The sequence below is a fragment of the Paenibacillus sp. FW126-R14 genome, from assembly GCF_058789495.1.
Genome location: NZ_JBYTBS010000067.1, coordinates 1 through 19,775 on the forward strand (window position 1 = coordinate 1; position 19,775 = coordinate 19,775).

The window sequence follows — 19,775 nt, forward strand, 5'->3', positions numbered from 1 at the left end:
GTAATCCCGAGAATACCCTACTTTTTTGTCGTTTGCCTATACTCCAAATGTTGGTACACAAATTATTTTACTTCATCCCTTCTTTGGAAATAGAAGGAAAAACTCCCTTTAATGTGACCGAATTCAGTGAAATCTCATGAAATCGGTGCAATAGAGGGAGTTTTTCCTGCTAAATGGACCTGACAAGCTTCTGTAGTCAAATTAGAGGGAATTTTTCCTATATTTTGCACCGTAGAAGCATATCTGATTAAAGCACAGCCGCGTTCTCTCAACTAACGAGATTGTCGAGCAGCTATTTCCGCGTGTTCATCCATTTTTTTGGCTAATACCGGGTCTTCGTAGGTTGCTATTTTCGAATCGATGAGCTCAAGGTTTTTCTGGAAGTCTTCAATTTGCTTTAGCACTTGTTCGCGGTGAGAGATGAGCATGGCTTTTCTCTCGTCTAACCTTTGGCTGCCTTGCGTACACCAATCGCTGTATTGTTTGATTTCTTTGATTGGCATACCGGTATTTTTTAGGCAGCAGATTAAGGCTACCCAATTAAGGTCCAATTCGCTGAAAAGACGGTTGCCGTTTTTGTCTCTTGAGATAAAAGGCAATAGGCCTTCTTTGTCATAATAACGCAACGTATGAGCGGGAAGACTGAATAGATCAGCCACCTGATTAATTGTATAAATCATTTTTTTCACAACCCCTTGACTTAAAGTTAACTTTAACGCTTATGCTGACTATAGATCACATGTTTACAACATTCAAGTGGTCAATCATAACTCAAAGGGGCTGTACAGCTATGGAAAAAACACATAAGATCGCGCTGGTAACGGGGGGAAGCCGCGGGCTTGGAAGAAACTCCGCTATCGCGCTCTCTAAAAAAGGATTTGATGTCATCGTTACGTATCATTCTCGCAAGGAAGAAGCAGAGTTAGTCGTCAAAGAAATTGAGGCTAACGGTCAAAAAGCTGCCGCACTGCAGCTTGATACGGGTAACATCGCCACCTTCGAACAGTTCGCAGTCTTACTTACCGATGTGCTTAAAGAAAAATGGCATACTGAACATTTCGACGTTTTGATCAATAACGCTGGATTCGGGGTGCATGCGCCGCTTGCAGATACCACAGAGGAACAGTTCGACAGTTTGGTGAACGTACACCTTAAAGGTGTATTTTTCTTAACACAGAAGTTAATTTCCCGTATTTCGGATCACGGAAGAATCCTCAATGTTTCGACTGGATTGACCCGTTTTGCCCTTGAAGGCTATGGAGCTTATGCTGCCATGAAAGGTGCAATCGAAGTATTGACGAGATATATGGCAAAAGAATGGGGGCGCCGGGGCATCCGGGTTAATACGATCGCTCCGGGAGCGATTGCTACGGACTTCCAGGGAGGGGCAGTAAGGGACAATGAGGGGATCAATAACTTTATTGCTTCTCAAACGGCCCTAGGCAGAGTTGGGGAAGCCGACGATATTGGCGGTGTCGTTGCATCGCTATGTACTGACGAAATGGGCTGGGTGAATGCGCAGCGAATCGAGGCTTCCGGCGGCATGTTCCTCTAAACTCCGAAGCTCAGAATGAAGCAGGGACAGAAAATAAGGCAGTGGCAATCTAGGACATCGTCTAAGGCTGCCACTGCTTTTGGTTTTTGAGTTATTCTAATAAATGGCCAATCGCAACAAATAGCGCTAACGCTAAGAAAATGATGTTCACGACAATTTCCCGATACTCGCCGCGCTTAATATGGAATACCGCACCTAAAAGAACGATTGCAGCAAGTCCGGCCGCGGCAGTCGGCACCAAAGCAGGGACGATGTTTGCAGCCTGAGGCAAAATTAATCCTATTACTCCAAGCAATTCCGTTAAACCAATAAAGAAAACGAGATTTTTTGGAACATCATTTACCCATGTCCAGGATTTTTTTGCTGCTTCATATTGAACTGCTTTCAACCAACCGGAATAAACAAATCCTAATGCTAACGCCCCTTGAACGATCCATAAAACGACATTCATGAATTACGCCAACTCCCTATCATTTTCGTCTTCTGATATCCCAACCTAACTTGCGATAATTTCTCAACCGGCCTCCTCTTGAGTCTATTGAGCTCTAGGTGCATAATAATCTATAGATATCACTTTAGGAAGTAGTTACTTAAAATAAATGTAGTATACAAAAAGAAACCTAAGATGAGCAGCGAAGTGGAGGATGGGAATATACATGTCTACCTTTTGTAAATTCGAGACGGCGTTGGAGATCCTTGTCGGGAAATGGAAGCCAGTGATTCTGCTTCGCCTTTTTTCAAACGGCACTATGAGATTTAGCGAACTTCAAAAGGCGATACCGTCAATAACGAAAAAAATGCTAACCCAACGATTACGGGAGTTGGAGTATCACGATATTGTTCATCGTGAGATCTATCATCAAAACCCCCCCCCCCCCAAGGTGGAATACTCCATCACAGAATACGGTAAAAATATGACAACCATTTTGCAGGCGCTGAACGATTGGGGAGTAGCTCATGTCGAGCATTTGAATGAGTTATACGGTACGAATCATGTAGTGGAAACACGAATAAATGCGGCTTCACAAAATTCATATTTAAAAGAAGAATTGAAGTACTGAGGTGAGATGTGGAAGATCTAATTGAAGAGATTAAACGCATATACGTTGTTGAAAGGAGTAGACCATTTCCGTACGAAGATTTTAGGCAGTTAGAAATTGATTTTGAAGAAGAATTTAAGAAATATGCACCTGATGAAATCATAAACGCTGATTTCAGTACGTATATGATGTTTGTTTATGGGCTTTCCTCAGGAGGAATCATTAGGAAGCTTGACGATCCATTGGAACGTTTCCATATGAAAGAATGGTTAAGTAAATCTTTTTTTGATTGGTTTCCTAAATATCGTTTTATTGAACCATATGACCTATCGAAATATTCGAATTTAAGCGCAGATTTAAATGCTATAGATTTACTCAGAAAAAAGTTAATTGAACTGATACGATTAAGAGAAAGTGGTTAATAGCATTAGACCATTTGGGTTATAGCCCAATAATCAGGGAGCAGCTCGCCTCGCGGCAACTGCTCCCTAGTTTCGTCCAAAGTAACGCTAACGAACCCAAGCAAAAAAACTCTTGATCAACTCCGATACATACCGGCTTTGTTCCTCCAGCACGAAATGCCCGCCGCACAGAAAACAGGTTTCGATATAGGTTAAATGCCTGCTGAAGTCAAGAGCCCCCTCCAACGTAAAAATAAAATCGTTTCTGCCCCATGCGACCAGCGTCGGAGGCTGATAGGTTCGCATGTATTGCTGCCAGACGGGATATTGCTCTACGTTCTTCCGATAATCGTAGCCTAGCGCCAGCTGGATTTCGCCATTGCCGGGACGGTCCAGGAAAAACTGGTCCATCGAATAACCGTCGGGGCTAATCAAATAGGGGTTGCATACGCCTGTTAAATATTGCTTCTTCGTAAATTGAAAGGTGGTCAGCGCGGAGAATGACGCTATTGTTTTCGGGCTCGGATCGGCCCACAGCGCTTTGAAGAGGTCGAATGGGTGCCCAAGCCCTTTCACGTCGGCAACGGCATTCTGAATGACGAATCCGAGAATACGGTGCGGTTGACGTACAGCCAGCCTGAATCCGATAGGCCCTCCATAATCATGAACGTACAATAAATAACGAGGAATACAGAGCTTGTCGAGTAACTTTTCGATGACGAGGGAAAGATTATCGAAGGTGTATGAAAATTGTTTCGTCGAAGGCATGCTGCTATTCCCGAACCCCGGATAATCAGGAGCGATGACGTGGAACCGGTCCGCCAGCAAAGGAATCAAATCCCTGAACATATGGGAGGAGCTCGGAAAACCATGAAGGAGGACGATGGTGGGACAACCCGGATGCCCGGCCTCGCGAAAAAAGATATCCAACCCTTCGATGTTCGCTTTTTGATATAGAACCATTTTTTCCTCTCCCTACTCGCAGCAATGTCATTCTAGCCTAAGAAATATGTAAAGGATGTGCCTTTAAGAACTTGTTTGTCGCAGCGATGAGTGACCGAAGAAGCCTTGCGCGCATCAACCGGCCGTACCGTTGAAAAAGGAAAATAAATATAAATCTCGAATATTTAGTGTAATCGGATAGGCTAAAAATTTAATGGCAGACAGGAGTTGGATTCGATGATAAAAGGTTTTGGAGGAATATTTTGGAGAACGAAGAATCTTGAGGTTGTAAAAAAATGGTACGGAGATGTGTTGAAGATTGATTTGGAAAGTTGGAATGGAACGATCATAAAACCCCAATTAGGAAATGAGACAATCTTTTCTTTCTTTACCGAGAATGACAGTTATTTTCCAACAGATCAACAAGTGATGTTAAATTTCCAAGTTCATGATATAAACGAGATGATTAAACATCTTGAACAGCTTGGCGTACCTCTTGCAAGGGAAAAAGAAGTCAGTGATTTTGGAACGTTTATTTGGATTGAAGATCCTGAAGGTCGACTTATCGAGCTTTGGGAAAAATAACGGGTTTGTCATTCACCAGTGTGATCGCCTTCCGCGTGCCTTCGGCTATGTGGTTGGCGATTTTTTTTGTCCATCCTGCCGTGCCCGCAACCTTCCGCCGGACCTGATCGTCTAACCAAATGAATGGAAATGAAATGGAAGAGGTGTCGGTTATGTCCTTTTACCGGAAAGCCTTGAACGCTCTCATAAAGTACAAATTTATGATCGGAGGCTTGCTAGCGGCATTCGTGCTGCTGTCCGCAATCGTATGCAGCAGGACGCTCCAGAATTCGGCGGGAACTGAAGGTACCCTCACCACCGTCACGCCTACTCCAAGCGTCACATCAGCTGTGCCCAGTGCAGAACCAACACCGACTGCGCAGCTTGTGGCACAAAAACCAACTCCCGAACCATTGTTCAGTTTCGCTGCATGCCCGCCGGATATGAAATGGTATCCTACTGCGGATAAGGCATCCGGATTTACGCCTGCCGAGCAACCCTCTCGCTCGCCGATGAAGGGGATCCGGCAAATTTCTGCAGGCCACATGTTTGACGGTGCCGGTTACGGAATGGAACTTGGCTCCTCTTACGCTTTAGCCGGGGACGGAACTGTTTACCGATGGGGGATATCCGGTTGGGGAGAAGGCCGGAGACCCGACGCTTTTCCGAAGAAGGTCGAAGGGCTGCCTGAACGCGACCCTGTTATTCAGTTGGAAGGGCGATTCGCATTGGTAGATTCCGGGAGAGTCTTCGATATGAACGCTGAACGCGGCCCAGAGAAAATAGCGGGGTTATCCGGCATAAAGTCGATCGCTCAGGCGGACGATGGGTCGGTATTTACGGTTGGTTCCGATGGAGTCATCAAGCTGTATGCCATATACGGGCAGGACGGCAAGCCAGCAGTGAAGCGGGTTGAGGCTCCCTTCCGTGCGGTATCTGTCACGGCTAACCCTTATATTATGCTGGCGGTTGACAGCGAGGGGATGCTTTGGCTGGGACAGTCGACGTTGTCATCGGTTCCGAATGCGGATCCTGCTCCGATTGAGCTGCCCGATGGCGGAAAAGTAGCAAGAATGGATTCTACGATGTCGTATGAGGAAGCGGTTTATCTTTTATCCGATAAAGGTACGTGGTACACAGTGAACGGCAGCGGAGCGCTTAAATCGGCCGTGCTGCCGCAAGGCACTACGCAAGTAACGGCTGCGGCACGTTTGACGGCAGCCCTGGATAAGGACGGCAACGTATGGCTATGGGGGAAGGACCTGGGCGCTTATGATCTACGACCTATGGAGAAGCAAGCTATAACGGAAACCCCGCAGCGGCACCCCGATTTGAACAATGTAGCGGCATTGGCAGCAGGCTCTGACCATTTGCTCGCCTTAACGGCGGATGGCCGCATATTGACGATCGGCTCTAATATGTATGGCCAGCTTGGTCGGCAGCCGATTTTTGCAGAAGACCTGTTTGCGATTGGCACATGGAAGGGGATTGACGCCTTATTTCCAACGTATGGGCGAGCGTATGCTCTGAAAGCGGGAGATGTTTGGACGCTCCAGGACGGAGCCGTGGCAAAACCCGTCTTGCTTGGCGAGAAAGCGAAGAAGGTCATCATGGCGTTTGGGCATTTCTCCGTGCTATTCGAGGATGGCAGACTCATAGCCGCGAATCCCGATGAGACGGAGCCATGCAAGCTGCTGCAAACGCCGGCGCCAATTGCTGACGTCTCCATCGCCTTGAACGGTGTCCTAACGGCCTTGTCGGACGGGCGCGTATTCCATGTGGAGGGCAGCATCTCGGGGTTGGGCAACAGCGTCGAGCTCCGATTCGATCCGAATCCGAAAGGGAAAATCATTGACGTATCCGGCGTGCCGATTCCGTTCGTTCTAACCGACCAAGGGGAGCTTTATTTCAAGGAACGAACAAAAGATGGCGCGCCACTAATGAAGCTCGTTTCATTCGAAGCGCCGGTTGTGATGTGGTCGCCGATGCATTATGTATTTTTCGATGGGATTGGCTATATCGGCAAAGCACTGGACGTGAATGGCCAGGTGTATGAAGTTGAACTGAAGCTGCAGCGTGATGGAAATAATGACCATGAAACGGCATCTGTCCATGTGAAGAAGACGGGGCGAGCGGCCATTCGACTAACCGGAGGGGCTGAGATCGGCCAAGACGGCCGGATTCGCGATCTGAGCGGCAGCTTCGAAGTAGAAACGCGGCTTCCGGCAGGGGTTCGGCTGAAATCTTCCGCATCGATGTATCATTACCCGCTTGAAGGCCGCAGCTTCTTTCAGCATCTGTTCGTCACGGAGGACGATACGGTATATTGGCTCGGAGCGCTGCCATATCGTAATTCGTTTTTTACGCCAGGAGAGGTCGTACTGCCCTAGGCAGCCAACATCCCGACGATAGGAATCATGGACGAGATTGATAAATACATTAGTTGTAGTAAACAAGTGAATGGGGGACGGCAAATGTACGGTCAACCTTGGTCATCATCTCCTCCGATCGCATCACCCTTTTTTTCAAAATGTCGCCAAACGATCGAAGTCACGGGGGAAGGGACAGTTTCGGCAACTCCCACAAAAGCCATTATTGTTCTCGGTGTGATAACGGAGAAAGTAAGCTTGGCAGAGGCTCAGAAAGAAAATGCAACTGCAATTGCCAATATCGTCAATGCATTGGTGGAAATATCCATTCCGAAGGAGCATATTCAAACGACGCATTACAGCATCGATATCCAATATAACAATGAAGATGGCAAGCAAGTTTTTCGGGGATATCAAGTCACCCATTTGCTCCAACTCACAATCGATCAAATCAATCAAACTGGACTTATTGTGGATACGGCCGTCAAGAACGGTGCCAACACGGTGTCGAGCATTCGATTTACATTGGCGCACCCGGAAGTTTCCTATAAGAATGCCTTATCACTAGCTATCAAAGACAGCCTGCTCAAAGCAACGAACATAGCCCAAACATTAGGCGTGACGCTCAATCCGGCTCCTTGTCTTGTTCAAGAAACATCCCGTTCACAAGAACCGGTTCCATTCGCTGCTGTATCGTATTCCTCAAGTGTAGTAACGCCAATTCAGCCCGGTGAGTTGAAAATTGTGGCCTCTGTAAGGGCTGAATTTACATATTATTGAAACAGAAAATAGATTGAGAATTGTTTCGCGAAAAAGTTAAGGGGCTGCCAGTACCTGTGCAGTTATGCTCTTGCGGTCAAAAAAAAGGGAAAATTTCCCTTTAAATGGCTTGTTGATGCTCGTCAGATCTATTTAGCTGGAAAAACTCCCACTATTTGCACCGATTTCATGAGTTTCTCGAAATCCGGTCTGACTAATGGGAGTTTTTTCCTCTAAATTACTGCAAGGTCAACTTTCGAGCATTTTAGAGGGAGATTTTCCAGTTATTCCAATTAGCTTACTGCGATTATGGGACAACCTTTTCGTTTCGAGCACGGTTGTACGGCCCGCAGGAGTTTCCCTGCTGCAACTTTTTCAGCATTCATTCAGCGGAAATTAAGCTCTGTTTAATGTTAAAATCATCCAATTTTTAGGGTGAATTCATGTGAATTTCAGGAAGCATCTCTATACTTCGACTTGTAGGCAAAACATCGAAACGGAAGGATGGAGATTGGAATGAGAAAGCAATTGATCGTATTGATGGGTGCGACATTACTGATGGCAGGAGCAAGCGGTATGGCGCTTCCTGTACTATCGGCCTATGCGGCGGAGACAGGAACGGGAACGGGAACGGGAACGGCAGCAAGCGAAGGATCTGCAGTGTCATTGTCAGATGCGCAATCTGATGCATCCTCCACAACAAAAGACTACAGTACGTTACTATTGAACGATTGGTTGAGTAAGCTGGATGTCCACACCGAGGCGGTAGCGAGCAGAAACTCTGAAGATTTTGCAGATGCTCTCGCATCGGGAGCCACTTTAACGGCAGCATCGCAGCTGGAAGCTTCCGATTTAATCGGAAAACTGAATGCGATGTTCAGCGAGGATATGGCTAACGAGGTGCAATCGGGCAGTTTGACGGCACAGGAGGCTGCTGATTTGGAACAGACGGCTAATCAGAGAATTGCCGACCTCGTCAGCTCCGGTTGGTCTGCGGGAAGCCATACAGCGGTAATTCAAACGAATGCGTCGGCCATCATACATAGCCGATTAAGTACTATCATTGACGATGCGTCTTTGCCATCAGGTGTCGGTTCCATTGATCTGCGGAAGGCGCTGCGGGACGGTGAAAGCCTAGTAGAGGCAACAGGGATGGACAGATCTGCTCTGAACGATGCGCTGACAGCGCTGCTCAACCAGGATTTGGAAACCGCCGTCAACGGAGGAACGCTACCAGCCGATCAATTGGAGAAAGCGGAGAAGGACGGAGCCTCGGCACTATGGGACGCGACAAATACTGAAGGCTACGATCCCGAAACTACACTGTGGATGGAACAATACGGACAGCAACTGCTGGCGGACAAACTTGATTCGATCTCCATCATACAGTACGCAGCAGCCATTGGGGGCAAAAATATTGGCGATGTTCAGTCTAATCTCTCGGATGGCCAAAATTTAAGCACAGCGACAGGCATGGCCGAATCCGATTTAACCTCCCAATTGACGGATAACGTTAACCAAACATTGGAGAACGAATGGATAGCAGGCAACTTGACTGTGAAACTGCTCACCAAGCTCGAACAGCATGCAGGGGATGCGATCCAGAAGGCGGTTGAGCAGAGCGGATACGGAACGCAAACTGCAGCCGGAACGAGCAATTCGGCGCTCGCAGCCGAGAGCATCCGCTCCATTGTGGCTGATAGTGCGGGCTATGCAGGAATGTCTGTTTCGGATCTGCATGATAAGTTAGCGGCCGGACAGACGCTTGTTGGAGCTACGGCTGTAGATCAAGCAGAACTGACCAGTGCGCTGCAAAATCGGATTGACTCCTTTCTGAATGCCGCTGTTCAAAAGGGCTGGCTCGCGAAGGATGACGTACAAGCGACGAAGGACGCAGCTTACGAACTGCTCAACGATGCAGTAACGACCGCCAACTATAAAGCCACGATCGACGCCAAACAGTATCTGAAAGACCGTTTGAATCGAATTGTCTATGATGCTGCTGCAGTGACGGACACCAAGAGCGACGAGGTATTGAAAAGCCTGGCGAGCGGTCGAAGCTTGCAGCAAGCTTTAGGCATTGATAATGATTCGCTGCTGCTTAAGCTGTTAAGGCAAGCGGATAAGGAAATCAATGGCTTCGTGACTAACGGCGAGCTGTCCGAGAAGGAAGCAACTGCGCTTAAACATGATTATGCTTCGGAAGCAGCTAAAATAATTGCCAACAACTAATCAGCATTTGCAAAAAGACTGCGTCGGCAATTCAGCCGACTGCAGTCTTTTTTAGTAGATAAGAAAGTATAAGTTTTGTACTTTTGCTTCGCATCTACCTTGACAAACGCGCCCGTCCTAAAAGAACGACGAAGTCGTTTATCCTTGGTTCGGTTACGCTATAAAACCAAAAATTCATATTGCCCTTACAAGCAACTTCTGCTAAGATGATCTAAACTTATTAAATCACTTTAATAAGTTCGGTCACTATTTGGATGAAAGGCTTTGATCGACATGACGAACGTGTTTAAGACGCCGAAAGAGATGAGAGAACCGTTAATTCATCGTATTCGCGCTGGACTCATCATGATGGGAAGCGCTACGAAAGCGGAGCTCTGTCAGCGATTGGGGATCAGCTTTCCGACGATTAGCAAGTTTATGGCTCAGATGGAGCAAGACGGCGAAATCCGCTATACAGGCGATGATGATTCCAACGGAGGCCGGAGGGCAAAGCGTTATTCGTATGATCCGGAGTACATGTTGGGATTAGCGATCTTCATCGAGAAGAACGAGACTAATTATTCGATATTTAACTGTATTGGGGAGGTCAAGGAGCAGGGAACAAAGCCAAGCGTATTGCAACAAGACGTTCAACTGCTGGCGGACCTGATTGAATCGCTGATTGAGAAATATCCAAGGCTTCGTTCCATCGCGATCGGAGTGCCGGGCGCCGTTAACAATGGGAAAATCATTTTTATCCCGCCATATCAGCAATTTTCTGACTATGATTTGAAAGGGGAATTTGAATCCCGGTTCCAAATACCGGTCGTGGTCGAAAACGACATGAATGCATCGGTGCTTGGATATGCTTCGAACTTTGAGATGGAGAACGAATCACTGGTTTATCTGTATTTCGGTCAGAACGGACCGGGTTCCGGTATTATGATTAACGGCGATGTCGTGCGAGGCAGCACGTTCTTCTCGGGTGAGATTTCTTTCGTACCTCAGTACGATAATCTTACTTTCCACCAAGCATTGCTGACAGAAGAGCGTAATCACCGGGTTGTATTTACGGAAGACAGCCAGATTGATGCCGTCGCTCGTTTAATCGCCACATTCGCAGCCATTCTCAACCCGCGGGTCGTTGTTTTCTGCGATGATGAGGTAGACGAAGTCCTTTTGGCTAGAATCGCAGATCGAGGTTCGGCCTATATCCCGCAAAACCATTTGCCAAAGCTTCTGAAGAGCAATTGGAGACAGGATTACTTGACAGGCCTGCAGCATTTAGCACTTAATTTGATGATTACGGATTGTTGTTAGAATGAGATCTCATGTAGACAAAACTAATGCTCTCTAGAAGGAGTGTCGTTGTGGCAACCATGTTTTTAGGTATTATCTATCTGGCATTCATTAGCCTGGGAATTCCGGATTCTTTGCTGGGATCGGCGTGGCCCGTGATACGGCCAGATATGGGGGCTTCATTCGGCTTCGCGGGAGTCTTGTCGATGATAGTGGCAGGGGGAACCATCGTATCCAGTCTAGTAAGCGGGAGTTTGGTACAGCGATTGGGGACGGGTAAAATTACGCTGATCTCCTGCTGCCTTACGGCAGGAGCGCTGCTGGGCTTCTCTATGGCACCTTCGATATTTTGGCTTGTTCTTTTGGCCATTCCTCTTGGTCTAGGCGGAGGGGCCATTGATGCGGCACTCAATCATTATGTAGCTGAAAATTATAAAGCCCATCACATGAACTGGCTGCACTGTTTCTGGGGTGTTGGGGCAACGCTGGGGCCAATTATCGTGTCATTTTATATGGCTGAACATAACTCCTGGAGAGAAGGCTATACAGCTGTATCTATGATACAGTTCACACTCGCTATCGTATTGTTTGTAACACTGCCCCTATGGAAACGTGTCGCTGTTAGTAGGGAGCTTGAGCGTCTAGACAGTCATGTTCCACAGGAGCAAGTCGGACCTGAGTTGAAACAACCAGCAGGCAGTTCCAAAGCTAATGTACTCCAGATCAAAGGCGTTAAACAGACACTTATCGCTTTTTTGTTTTATTGCGGAGTTGAATCCACGGTAGGACTATGGGGGACCAGCTATCTGGTAGGTGCAAGAAATATGACTGCGGAGACGGCTGCCGGGTGGATTTCTTTGTACTATGGCGGAATAACGATGGGAAGACTGATTACAGGGTTCATTACTTTGAAAATCAACAATCGTGTATTGATCCGGTGCGGTCAAATGGTTGCCATTGCGGGTGGGATCATGCTGCTGCTTCCGCTGCCTCAACTTTTCTTGGTTGGACTTATTCTTATTGGTCTTGGGCTTGCCCCTATCTACCCTGGTCTGCTGCATGAAACGCCAGCACGCTTTGGGAGTGAAAATTCAGCCAAGTTAATGGGATATCAGATGGCCGTCGCATATACGGGAACTACGTTTTTGCCTCCGCTCTTCGGATTGCTCGCTGCACAGACGACTATCCATGTTTTCCCTTTTATTGTGATTGCTTTCATTGTTTTAATGATGATGAGTGCAGAGAAAGTAAATCATATTTTGAACAAACAGACGAAATCTACTGGCATCAGTTTCTAAAACACGACTAGGCGCTACGAAAGGACAGGAATTTTTATGCAAGCAAAGACAGAAAAAGAAAAGATGATTAGCGGTGAACTTTACCAAGCGGGTGATGCGGAGTTAGTGAAGGATCGTTTGAACGCGCGCCGGCTAACGCGGCTATACAATCAGTCGATGGAGACAGAGGATGCATCTAGGAAAGAAATTTTGAGGGAATTGTTCGGCTCGACAGGGGCCAATTATTACATAGAGCCAACATTCCGTTGTGATTATGGCTATAACATCCATGTCGGCGAGAACTTCTATGCGAATTTCGATTGCGTGTTTCTCGATGTGTGCGAAATACGGATAGGGGAGAATTGCTTCCTGGCCCCTGGGGTTCATGTCTATACGGCTGCACATCCCTTAGACCCTAAGGAAAGAGCATCCGGCGCTGAATTCGGCAAGCCTGTTACAATTGGCAATAACGTTTGGATTGGTGGTCGGGCTGTCATTAACCCTGGCGTAAAGATAGGAAATAATTCGGTGATTGCCTCTGGAGCAGTTGTTACGAAAGATGTCCCGGATAACGTGGTTGTAGGCGGCTGCCCAGCGGTGGTTATTAAGCAAATCGATATTGGTTTGGAAAAATAGGTGGGAAATCGAAAAAGAACCTGATTAGTTGATCAGGTTCTTTTATATTGCATATAAACAAACGCGATGATATAATCGGATTGTATTTTGATTTCTATGTATGGACAAAGAAATGTTATCTTACATTTCAATTGTACCATGCCGTCAAGCTCTTGTCAAATGTTTTTATCAAATTGATGATGAGGAGAGATATGGAATGCGTTCTTTGGTTCTCAGTTTTCAGGAAATGGAAAAAACACAGCTTTTACTCGTTGGCGGTAAAGGGTTGAATTTAGGGGAATTATCAAAAATTGAAGGCATACATGTACCGGAAGGATTTTGTGTTACAACGTTGGGATATCAAAAAGCTATCGAGCAAAACGAAACGTATCATGCTTTGTTGGAACGGCTGACTTTGCTGCAAGTAGAAGATCGAGATCAAATTGGCGAAATTAGCAGGAAGATTCGGCAAATAATTAGGGAAGCCGAAATTCCTTCCGATGTTGTGAAAGCAGTTGATCATTATCATGCCCAGTTTGGGAAGGAACATGCTTACGCCGTGCGTTCCAGCGCAACTGCTGAAGATTTGCCGCATGCCTCTTTTGCCGGTCAACAAGACACCTATTTAAATATTATCGGCGTCGATGCCATCCTGCAGCATATCAGCAAATGTTGGGCATCGCTATTTACGGATCGCGCGGTAGTCTACCGTATGCAAAATGGATTTGACCATAGACAAGTTTACTTATCCGTTATTGTACAAAGGATGGTTCTTCCGCAGGCTTCGGGTATTTTATTTACTGCTGATCCAGTTACTTGCAACCGAAAGCTGTTAACTATCGATGCCGGATTCGGACTTGGCGAAGCGCTGGTCTCCGGCTTGGTATCCCCCGATTGTTATCAAGTTCGGGAAGAGGAAATCGTCGAGAAGAGGATCGCAACCAAAAAATTGGCGATCTATGGACGGAAAGAAGGCGGAACAGAGACAAAGCAGATCGATCCTGACCGGCAAAAGACTCAAACACTTACCGAACAACAAATTTTACAACTGGCACGTATCGGCAGACAGATCGAAGAATATTTTGGCAGCCCGCAAGATATCGAATGGTGTTTGGCTGATGATACATTTTATATTGTCCAGAGCCGGCCGATCACTACTTTATACCCGATCCCTGAAGCGAATGATCAAGAAAATCACGTTTATTTATCTGTTGGTCATCAACAAATGATGACAGATCCCTTAAAACCATTGGGATTGTCTTTTTACTTGCTGGTTACTCCTGCACCTATGCGTAAAGCCGGAGGGAGATTGTTTGTTGATATTGCGCCTAGGCTGACTACATCTGCTGGTCGGGAAGCATTATTAAATACCTTGGCATCCGATCCGCTCATCATAGGCGCACTTACGACCATCATAGAGCGAGATTTTATAAAATTGGTGCCACAAGATCAAACAGCACCGGTTCCGAGCAGAAAGAATAGCGATTTGCTGGCACAATTTGAGAACGATCCGACGATCGTTTCTGATTTGATTAAGCGTAATCAAGCATCGATAGAAGAGTTGAAACAAAACATCCAAGCGAAATCGGGAGCGGATTTGTTGGATTTTATTCTGGAAGATATCCAGCAATTAAGGAAGATCTTATTTGACCCACAGAGTACGGCTGTATTTATGACAGCTATGAATGCTACAGCATGGATCAATGAAAAAGTGAACGAGTGGTTAGGCGAAAAAAACGCAGCAGATACGCTTTCGCAATCTGTACCGCACAATATTACTTCGGAGATGGGTCTGGCGTTATTGGATGTCGCGGATGTGATTCGTCCTTATCCGGAAGTGATTGCTTATTTGCAGCATGCCAAAGAAGATAACTTTTTGGATGAACTGGTTAAGTTTGATGGGGGAAGGGAAGCCCAAGACGCTGTCCGTGCTTATCTCAGCAAATACGGAATGCGATGTGCCGGAGAAATCGATATTTCGAGAACGCGGTGGAGTGAAAAACCAATTACGCTTGTCCCTATGATTCTTGGCAACATCAAGAACTTTGAGCCTAATGCCGGTAAACGAAGATTTGAGCAAGGGCTCCAGGAAGCTTTGGAAAAAGAACAAGAGATCATAGAACGTTTGAAGCAATTACCGGAAGGCGAGCAAAAAGTCAAAGAAACAAAACGCATGATCGGCCTCATACGGAATTTCATCGGCTACCGCGAATATCCCAAATACGGCATGGTTAACCGCTACTTCGTTTATAAGCAAGCTTTACTGAAAGAAGCGGAACAACTTGTTCAAGCCGGCGTTATTCATGAAAAAGAAGATATCTTTTATCTAGCTTTTGAAGAACTGCACGAAGTCGTACGCGCAAATAAACTAGATGACGAACTCATCAGCAAACGAAAAGACGATTATAAAGTTTACGAAAAGCTAACTCCCCCACGAGTCATCACGTCTGATGGTGAAATCATTACAGGTGCGTACAAACGTGAAAATCTTCCTGCTGATGCTATTGCAGGACTGCCTGTTTCTTCCGGCGTGGTTGAGGGAAGAGCTCGTGTCATTTTAAGTATGGAAGATGCTAAATTTGAAGATGGAGATATTTTAGTCACCTCGTTTACCGACCCTGGCTGGACACCATTGTTTGTATCCATTAAAGGACTAGTCACCGAAGTTGGCGGACTGATGACTCATGGAGCGGTGATCGCGCGTGAATATGGCTTGCCGGCAGTTGTCGGGGTGGACAATGCGACCAAACTGATCAAAGATGGGCAGCGCATTCGCGTGCATGGGACAGAGGGGTACATTGAACTATTGTGATGGTTGTGAAAAGAGGGAACCCCTTTGGCTGTTGTGGTAAATAAGGGAACTCCATTTCCTTAATTTGGCGAAAATCTAAATTTCGCGCGCCCAGTGGGAACTACAGGGTTTTATTTTACCTCCACGATCAAGTAATCTATTCAGAGTGGTGGAATAACTGATCCTAGTTCCCTTTCCCTTGCCCAAAGAGCGGTTTCTGAGAATTTAGCGCCCTGTAGTTCCCCTTGCAGCCAGGCATGAAGTTGATTTATCCTAAAAAGGACGAGGAAGTGGAGAGGAAAGACTGCCCCAGATCCGCCTGATGACCGCGCGACTGTCCATTATTCATATATGTTCAAGTCGCTGCACAGTTTGACAGGTGCGTTCTTGGGGCAATTCATTAGTTCGCTTGTATCCAGCCATCCTTCAGCCGCTCAACTAAGCCGGTTGGTTCGTTCTCGATGATCATGAGCTTCCGTGTGCTTTCTTTCACGAAGCCTTGCTCCATCATATGATCGATCATGGACACCATCGGGGAGTAATACTCGTTCACGTTTAGCAGAGCACAAGGTTTATTGTGATAGCCGATATGCGCCCAGGTCAGTACTTCGAAATACTCCTCAAGCGTACCGACCCCGCCAGGAAGTGCGACGAAGGCGTCCGCATGCGCGGCCATCATCGCCTTGCGTTCATGCATTGTATCGACGACGTGGAGCTCGGAAAGGCGGGTGTGCGCGATCTCGATATCCGACAGCTTTTTGGGGATTACGCCAATCACCTTGCCACCGGCTTCCATAACGGCGTCCGCTACAGCCCCCATGCAGCCCACCGTAGCTCCCCCGTAGACGAGCGCCCATCCCTGCGCTGCTATGGCTTTTCCCAAATTTCTCGCTTCCTCCATATAGACCGCGTCATTGCCAGTTCCAGATCCACAAAATACCGCTATCGTTTTCATTGTCTCATCTCCTATTCCATCTTCAAGACTACCCTATTAAAACAGAAGATTCAACCGCTGAAAGGTAAATGACTCTTCAAGGGGTGATCTATGAATGCATGCAGCTAAAGGACTAATTTCGGTATACATCAGTATCCGATTATGCTAATATATTTTGAATTCATAGGATATCTAAAAGGGGGACGCGAATTGATTAGTATAGGAACACTTATTGCTTTTGGCATTGTATCGCTTGGGATGGTTTGTTCTCCTGGTCCCAATATGATTTACCTCATCTCGCGCACGTTGTCGCAAGGACGTAAGGCAGGCATCATATCTTTAATCGGAGTCGTGCTCGGCTTTGTCGTTTATCTTATTGCAACCATGCTGGGGTTGATTGCGATTTTTAATACGGTGCCGGTTATTTATAGCATGATGAAATGGGCTGGTGCGGCATACTTGTTGTGGCTTGCATGGAAGACGATTAAACCCGGGTCGGTTTCATTGCTTGAACCAGTCGCTCTAAAGGCTGAAAAGCCAAAAAAGCTGTTTATGATGGGTTTTATAACCAATTTGCTTAATCCCAAAATCGCTGTATTGTATATCTCGCTTTTGCCTCAGTTTCAGAATCCTGAAAATGGCTCGTTGCTGGAACAAAGCTTGATTTTGGGTTTGACGCAGATCTTAATCAGCTTTACTGTAAATCTCCTTATTGTTCTAACTACAAGTAAGATTGTCGGTTGGTTTGGCAAACGTCCGAAGTGGCTTAAAGCACAGCGTTGGGTCATGTCAGGGGTTTTGACAGGACTTGCCGTTAAATTAGCTGTCCAGCGTCGGTAGCTTGGTAAAACATTTTTAAACGCAGAACGATAGCTTAATAAACAACGAAGACGCGGCTGCCTGGATGAATCGGGCAGCCGCGTTGTTTTGAAATTTAATGTTACAATTTTCAACTTTGTTCTTGGTATAGAATGTGATATTCTTAATTAAGAACTGAAAGGAGGTATAAGGGTGAAAAGTATTATAATGGGAAAAATTTACGTTTGTTTGCTGTTGTTTTTGTCGATTTTTGGATTTTTAAACGTACAAACTACTCAAGCATCCACCAACAATCTCACGGATAGCAGCGTTACCACCAATGTTTATAGCTCATTGAACATGAATCAGGATGAGGAGCGTCATGGGGTAATTACGGATGAAAACGGTTACCCAGTTCCTGGATTGTCGATCACATTCGCACTGAACTCTCACTATTATGGAAGTGCCATAACGGATTCAAACGGATATTTTACAGTGCCCAGTTCCATAAATGAGTTCGTTGATACCTTTATGATTTTCACCATGAAGGGCATTACGGTCGTTAAACCAACGTATGGGAGAGACCTCAATTCATACAACTTTAAATTCCCCTCGAATCTTGATAAAGCGGAAGGTATCGTAACCCTACAAGGAGGAGTTCCAGTGCCGGGAATTCAGGTAGAAGTTCATTACGGTACAAGATACACATTGAACACAGGAGTTACGGATCAAAATGGAAAGTATTCCATTCCCTTTGTCAATTATGCTATGGAGAACTTCCCTGTCTACGTCACACTAGGAGAAATCAATCCTTTTGATATGCAGCCTGTAAGAGATGGTTTCTTCTCTGTTTCTTCGCCATCTGGGAACATGGTATGCGGATATGTGTGGCCTGCGCAAGCAGATGCTACTGTAGAACTTGTAGGAGTAGGGACCACGAAAGTAAACTATTTTGGCCAGTTTGCATTTTATAACGTCAATCAAAATGACAATACATTGAAAATTACACCCGATGCGCAGTTTAAGCCTGTACAGGTTAATCACGTTAATCCTGGGAGCTGTATTAATGTTGAACTCACGCAAAAAGATAATAAAGCTCCCGTTGTTCATGCCATGGCGGATCGGGCCCCTGATGTAAATGGTTGGTACAATCATGATGTGACGGTTACTTTTACGGCCACAGATGATGAGGATACACCTATTCAATTCATTTCCAGCCCAATCGTCGTCACCACTGATGGTGCCAACCAATATATTTCAGGATATGCAACGGATTCACTTGGATTAAGCGGAGAAGCCGGCATCACCATTAATATGGATAAGTCTCCTCCGATTACCACAGTCGCTTCGGGAACTCCAACGATTTCGAATGCGGATATAGCAATTAACCTGATAGCGAATGATCGTTATACAGGTGTCAGTGAAACGGTGTATCGAATCAACGAAGGTTCTTGGCAAAAATACACAGGGACGATTGTTCTCAAGAACGCCGGTGCCTACAAACTGGAATATCGAAGCACAGACGGGGTGGGCAACATTGAAGCAATCAAATCGACGTTGTTCATCATTGATAAAATTGCGCCCGTCACAATGTATCGATTAGATCCGCTCTCTGAAAAGGATTCAAAAGGAAATACCTATATTAAAGGATTCATGCTCACGCTTCAAGCAGCGGATAATGGCGGTGGTTCTGGAGTGAAAGCAACGCAATATCGGATAAATGGCGGCCTTTGGTTTCCGTATACAGGTCCGTTTACGATTTATGCGGGGACAACGCATACCGTTGAATACTTCAGTACAGATCAAGCGGGAAATGCAGAGACCCCAATTAATAAGATGGATTTTGATAAAGGGATATTTACTGGCGCAGGTAAATTTTGAGCATACATGAAGTTAACCTAAACTAAACGAGGTGGAAAGCTTGAATAGTCATGCGGAACAGAAAAAGAGACATTGGAAGAAACCAGAATTAGAAGTTTTATATGTTCGAGAGACGGCCTATTGGGAATTCAGATGGAATGAAAAAACTGGCTTTTGGGAAAATGTATGGGTTAATGAAAGTTGAAATATTTATATGAAGGCAGCCGGCGCACGACCGGCTGTCTTCTTTTATTAAAGGAACGGGAGTTTAATTATTATTGTTCTCTATAAGCAATGCCTTGCAGAATTTTGTTATTATAGGGGAGCACCCCTCATAACGAACAGGCAAAAATCTGCAAT

At 45.9% G+C, this 19,775-nt stretch carries 17 protein-coding genes; 13 read left to right on the plus strand and 4 right to left on the minus strand.

Translation table 11 applies throughout. The features are described from left to right. Positions 1–272: 272 nt before the first annotated feature. Positions 273–680, minus strand: a complete 408-nt coding sequence (locus AC3WRW_RS28770; RefSeq protein ID WP_492549645.1) for a MerR family transcriptional regulator — start codon at positions 678–680, stop codon at positions 273–275. 110 nt (positions 681–790) lie between these two features. Between AC3WRW_RS28770 and AC3WRW_RS28775 the strand changes: the two genes are divergently transcribed. Further along, positions 791–1,555 carry an SDR family oxidoreductase gene (locus AC3WRW_RS28775; protein WP_492549646.1) on the plus strand — a complete coding sequence of 255 codons (765 nt, stop codon included), beginning with the start codon at positions 791–793 and terminating at the stop codon, positions 1,553–1,555. A 91-nt stretch (positions 1,556–1,646) separates the two neighbouring features. On the opposite strand, the gene AC3WRW_RS28780 is transcribed toward AC3WRW_RS28775, so the two are convergent. Continuing rightward, positions 1,647–2,006 (minus strand): DoxX family protein, encoded by a 360-nt coding sequence (locus tag AC3WRW_RS28780; protein ID WP_492549647.1) that lies wholly within the window; start codon positions 2,004–2,006, stop codon positions 1,647–1,649. A 205-nt stretch (positions 2,007–2,211) separates the two neighbouring features. Here AC3WRW_RS28780 and AC3WRW_RS28785 point away from each other — a divergent pair, with 205 nt between their 5' ends. Both AC3WRW_RS28785 and AC3WRW_RS28790 read left to right on the plus strand, forming a co-directional pair. After that, positions 2,212–2,616, plus strand: coding sequence for a winged helix-turn-helix transcriptional regulator (locus AC3WRW_RS28785; RefSeq protein WP_492549670.1), 405 nt, complete (start codon positions 2,212–2,214; stop codon positions 2,614–2,616). Positions 2,617–2,624: 8 nt separating this feature from the next. Beyond that, on the plus strand, positions 2,625–3,017 hold the full coding sequence (locus AC3WRW_RS28790) for a YxiJ family protein (protein ID WP_492549648.1): 393 nt from the start codon (positions 2,625–2,627) through the stop codon (positions 3,015–3,017). An 87-nt stretch (positions 3,018–3,104) separates the two neighbouring features. Here the strand turns inward: AC3WRW_RS28790 and AC3WRW_RS28795 are convergent, their stop codons facing one another. Further along, positions 3,105–3,959, minus strand: coding sequence for an alpha/beta fold hydrolase (locus AC3WRW_RS28795; protein WP_492549649.1), 855 nt, complete (start codon positions 3,957–3,959; stop codon positions 3,105–3,107). Positions 3,960–4,175: 216 nt separating this feature from the next. On the opposite strand from AC3WRW_RS28795, the gene AC3WRW_RS28800 reads away from it, so the two are divergent. The 8 genes from AC3WRW_RS28800 (at position 4,176) to ppsA (ending at position 15,844) form a co-directional block, all read left to right on the plus strand. Then, positions 4,176–4,523: a VOC family protein gene (locus AC3WRW_RS28800; RefSeq protein WP_492549650.1), complete on the plus strand. Its 348-nt coding sequence runs from the start codon at positions 4,176–4,178 to the stop codon at positions 4,521–4,523. 119 nt (positions 4,524–4,642) lie between these two features. Continuing rightward, positions 4,643–6,892 (plus strand): RCC1 domain-containing protein, encoded by a 2,250-nt coding sequence (locus AC3WRW_RS28805; protein ID WP_492549651.1) that lies wholly within the window; start codon positions 4,643–4,645, stop codon positions 6,890–6,892. A gap of 84 nt (positions 6,893–6,976) precedes the next feature. After that, on the plus strand, positions 6,977–7,651 hold the full coding sequence (locus AC3WRW_RS28810) for an SIMPL domain-containing protein (protein WP_492549652.1): 675 nt from the start codon (positions 6,977–6,979) through the stop codon (positions 7,649–7,651). A 495-nt stretch (positions 7,652–8,146) separates the two neighbouring features. Continuing rightward, positions 8,147–9,862: a hypothetical protein gene (locus tag AC3WRW_RS28815; RefSeq protein ID WP_492549653.1), complete on the plus strand. Its 1,716-nt coding sequence runs from the start codon at positions 8,147–8,149 to the stop codon at positions 9,860–9,862. A gap of 273 nt (positions 9,863–10,135) precedes the next feature. Then, positions 10,136–11,161, plus strand: coding sequence for an ROK family protein (locus AC3WRW_RS28820; RefSeq protein ID WP_492549654.1), 1,026 nt, complete (start codon positions 10,136–10,138; stop codon positions 11,159–11,161). A gap of 50 nt (positions 11,162–11,211) precedes the next feature. After that, positions 11,212–12,438 carry an MFS transporter gene (locus AC3WRW_RS28825; RefSeq protein ID WP_492549655.1) on the plus strand — a complete coding sequence of 409 codons (1,227 nt, stop codon included), beginning with the start codon at positions 11,212–11,214 and terminating at the stop codon, positions 12,436–12,438. A 36-nt stretch (positions 12,439–12,474) separates the two neighbouring features. Next, complete coding sequence (locus AC3WRW_RS28830) at positions 12,475–13,053, plus strand: maltose acetyltransferase domain-containing protein (protein WP_492549656.1); 579 nt, start codon at positions 12,475–12,477, stop codon at positions 13,051–13,053. A gap of 196 nt (positions 13,054–13,249) precedes the next feature. Further along, positions 13,250–15,844, plus strand: a complete 2,595-nt coding sequence (gene ppsA, locus AC3WRW_RS28835; RefSeq protein ID WP_492549671.1) for a phosphoenolpyruvate synthase — start codon at positions 13,250–13,252, stop codon at positions 15,842–15,844. 379 nt (positions 15,845–16,223) lie between these two features. On the opposite strand, the gene AC3WRW_RS28840 is transcribed toward ppsA, so the two are convergent. Beyond that, positions 16,224–16,778 (minus strand): LOG family protein, encoded by a 555-nt coding sequence (locus tag AC3WRW_RS28840; RefSeq protein WP_492549657.1) that lies wholly within the window; start codon positions 16,776–16,778, stop codon positions 16,224–16,226. 189 nt (positions 16,779–16,967) lie between these two features. On the opposite strand from AC3WRW_RS28840, the gene AC3WRW_RS28845 reads away from it, so the two are divergent. Together AC3WRW_RS28845 and AC3WRW_RS28850 are read left to right on the plus strand one after the other, a co-directional pair. Beyond that, complete coding sequence (locus tag AC3WRW_RS28845; RefSeq protein ID WP_492549658.1) at positions 16,968–17,597, plus strand: LysE family translocator; 630 nt, start codon at positions 16,968–16,970, stop codon at positions 17,595–17,597. A 171-nt stretch (positions 17,598–17,768) separates the two neighbouring features. Continuing rightward, on the plus strand, positions 17,769–19,436 hold the full coding sequence (locus AC3WRW_RS28850; protein WP_492549659.1) for a carboxypeptidase-like regulatory domain-containing protein: 1,668 nt from the start codon (positions 17,769–17,771) through the stop codon (positions 19,434–19,436). Positions 19,437–19,775: the final 339 nt, after the last annotated feature.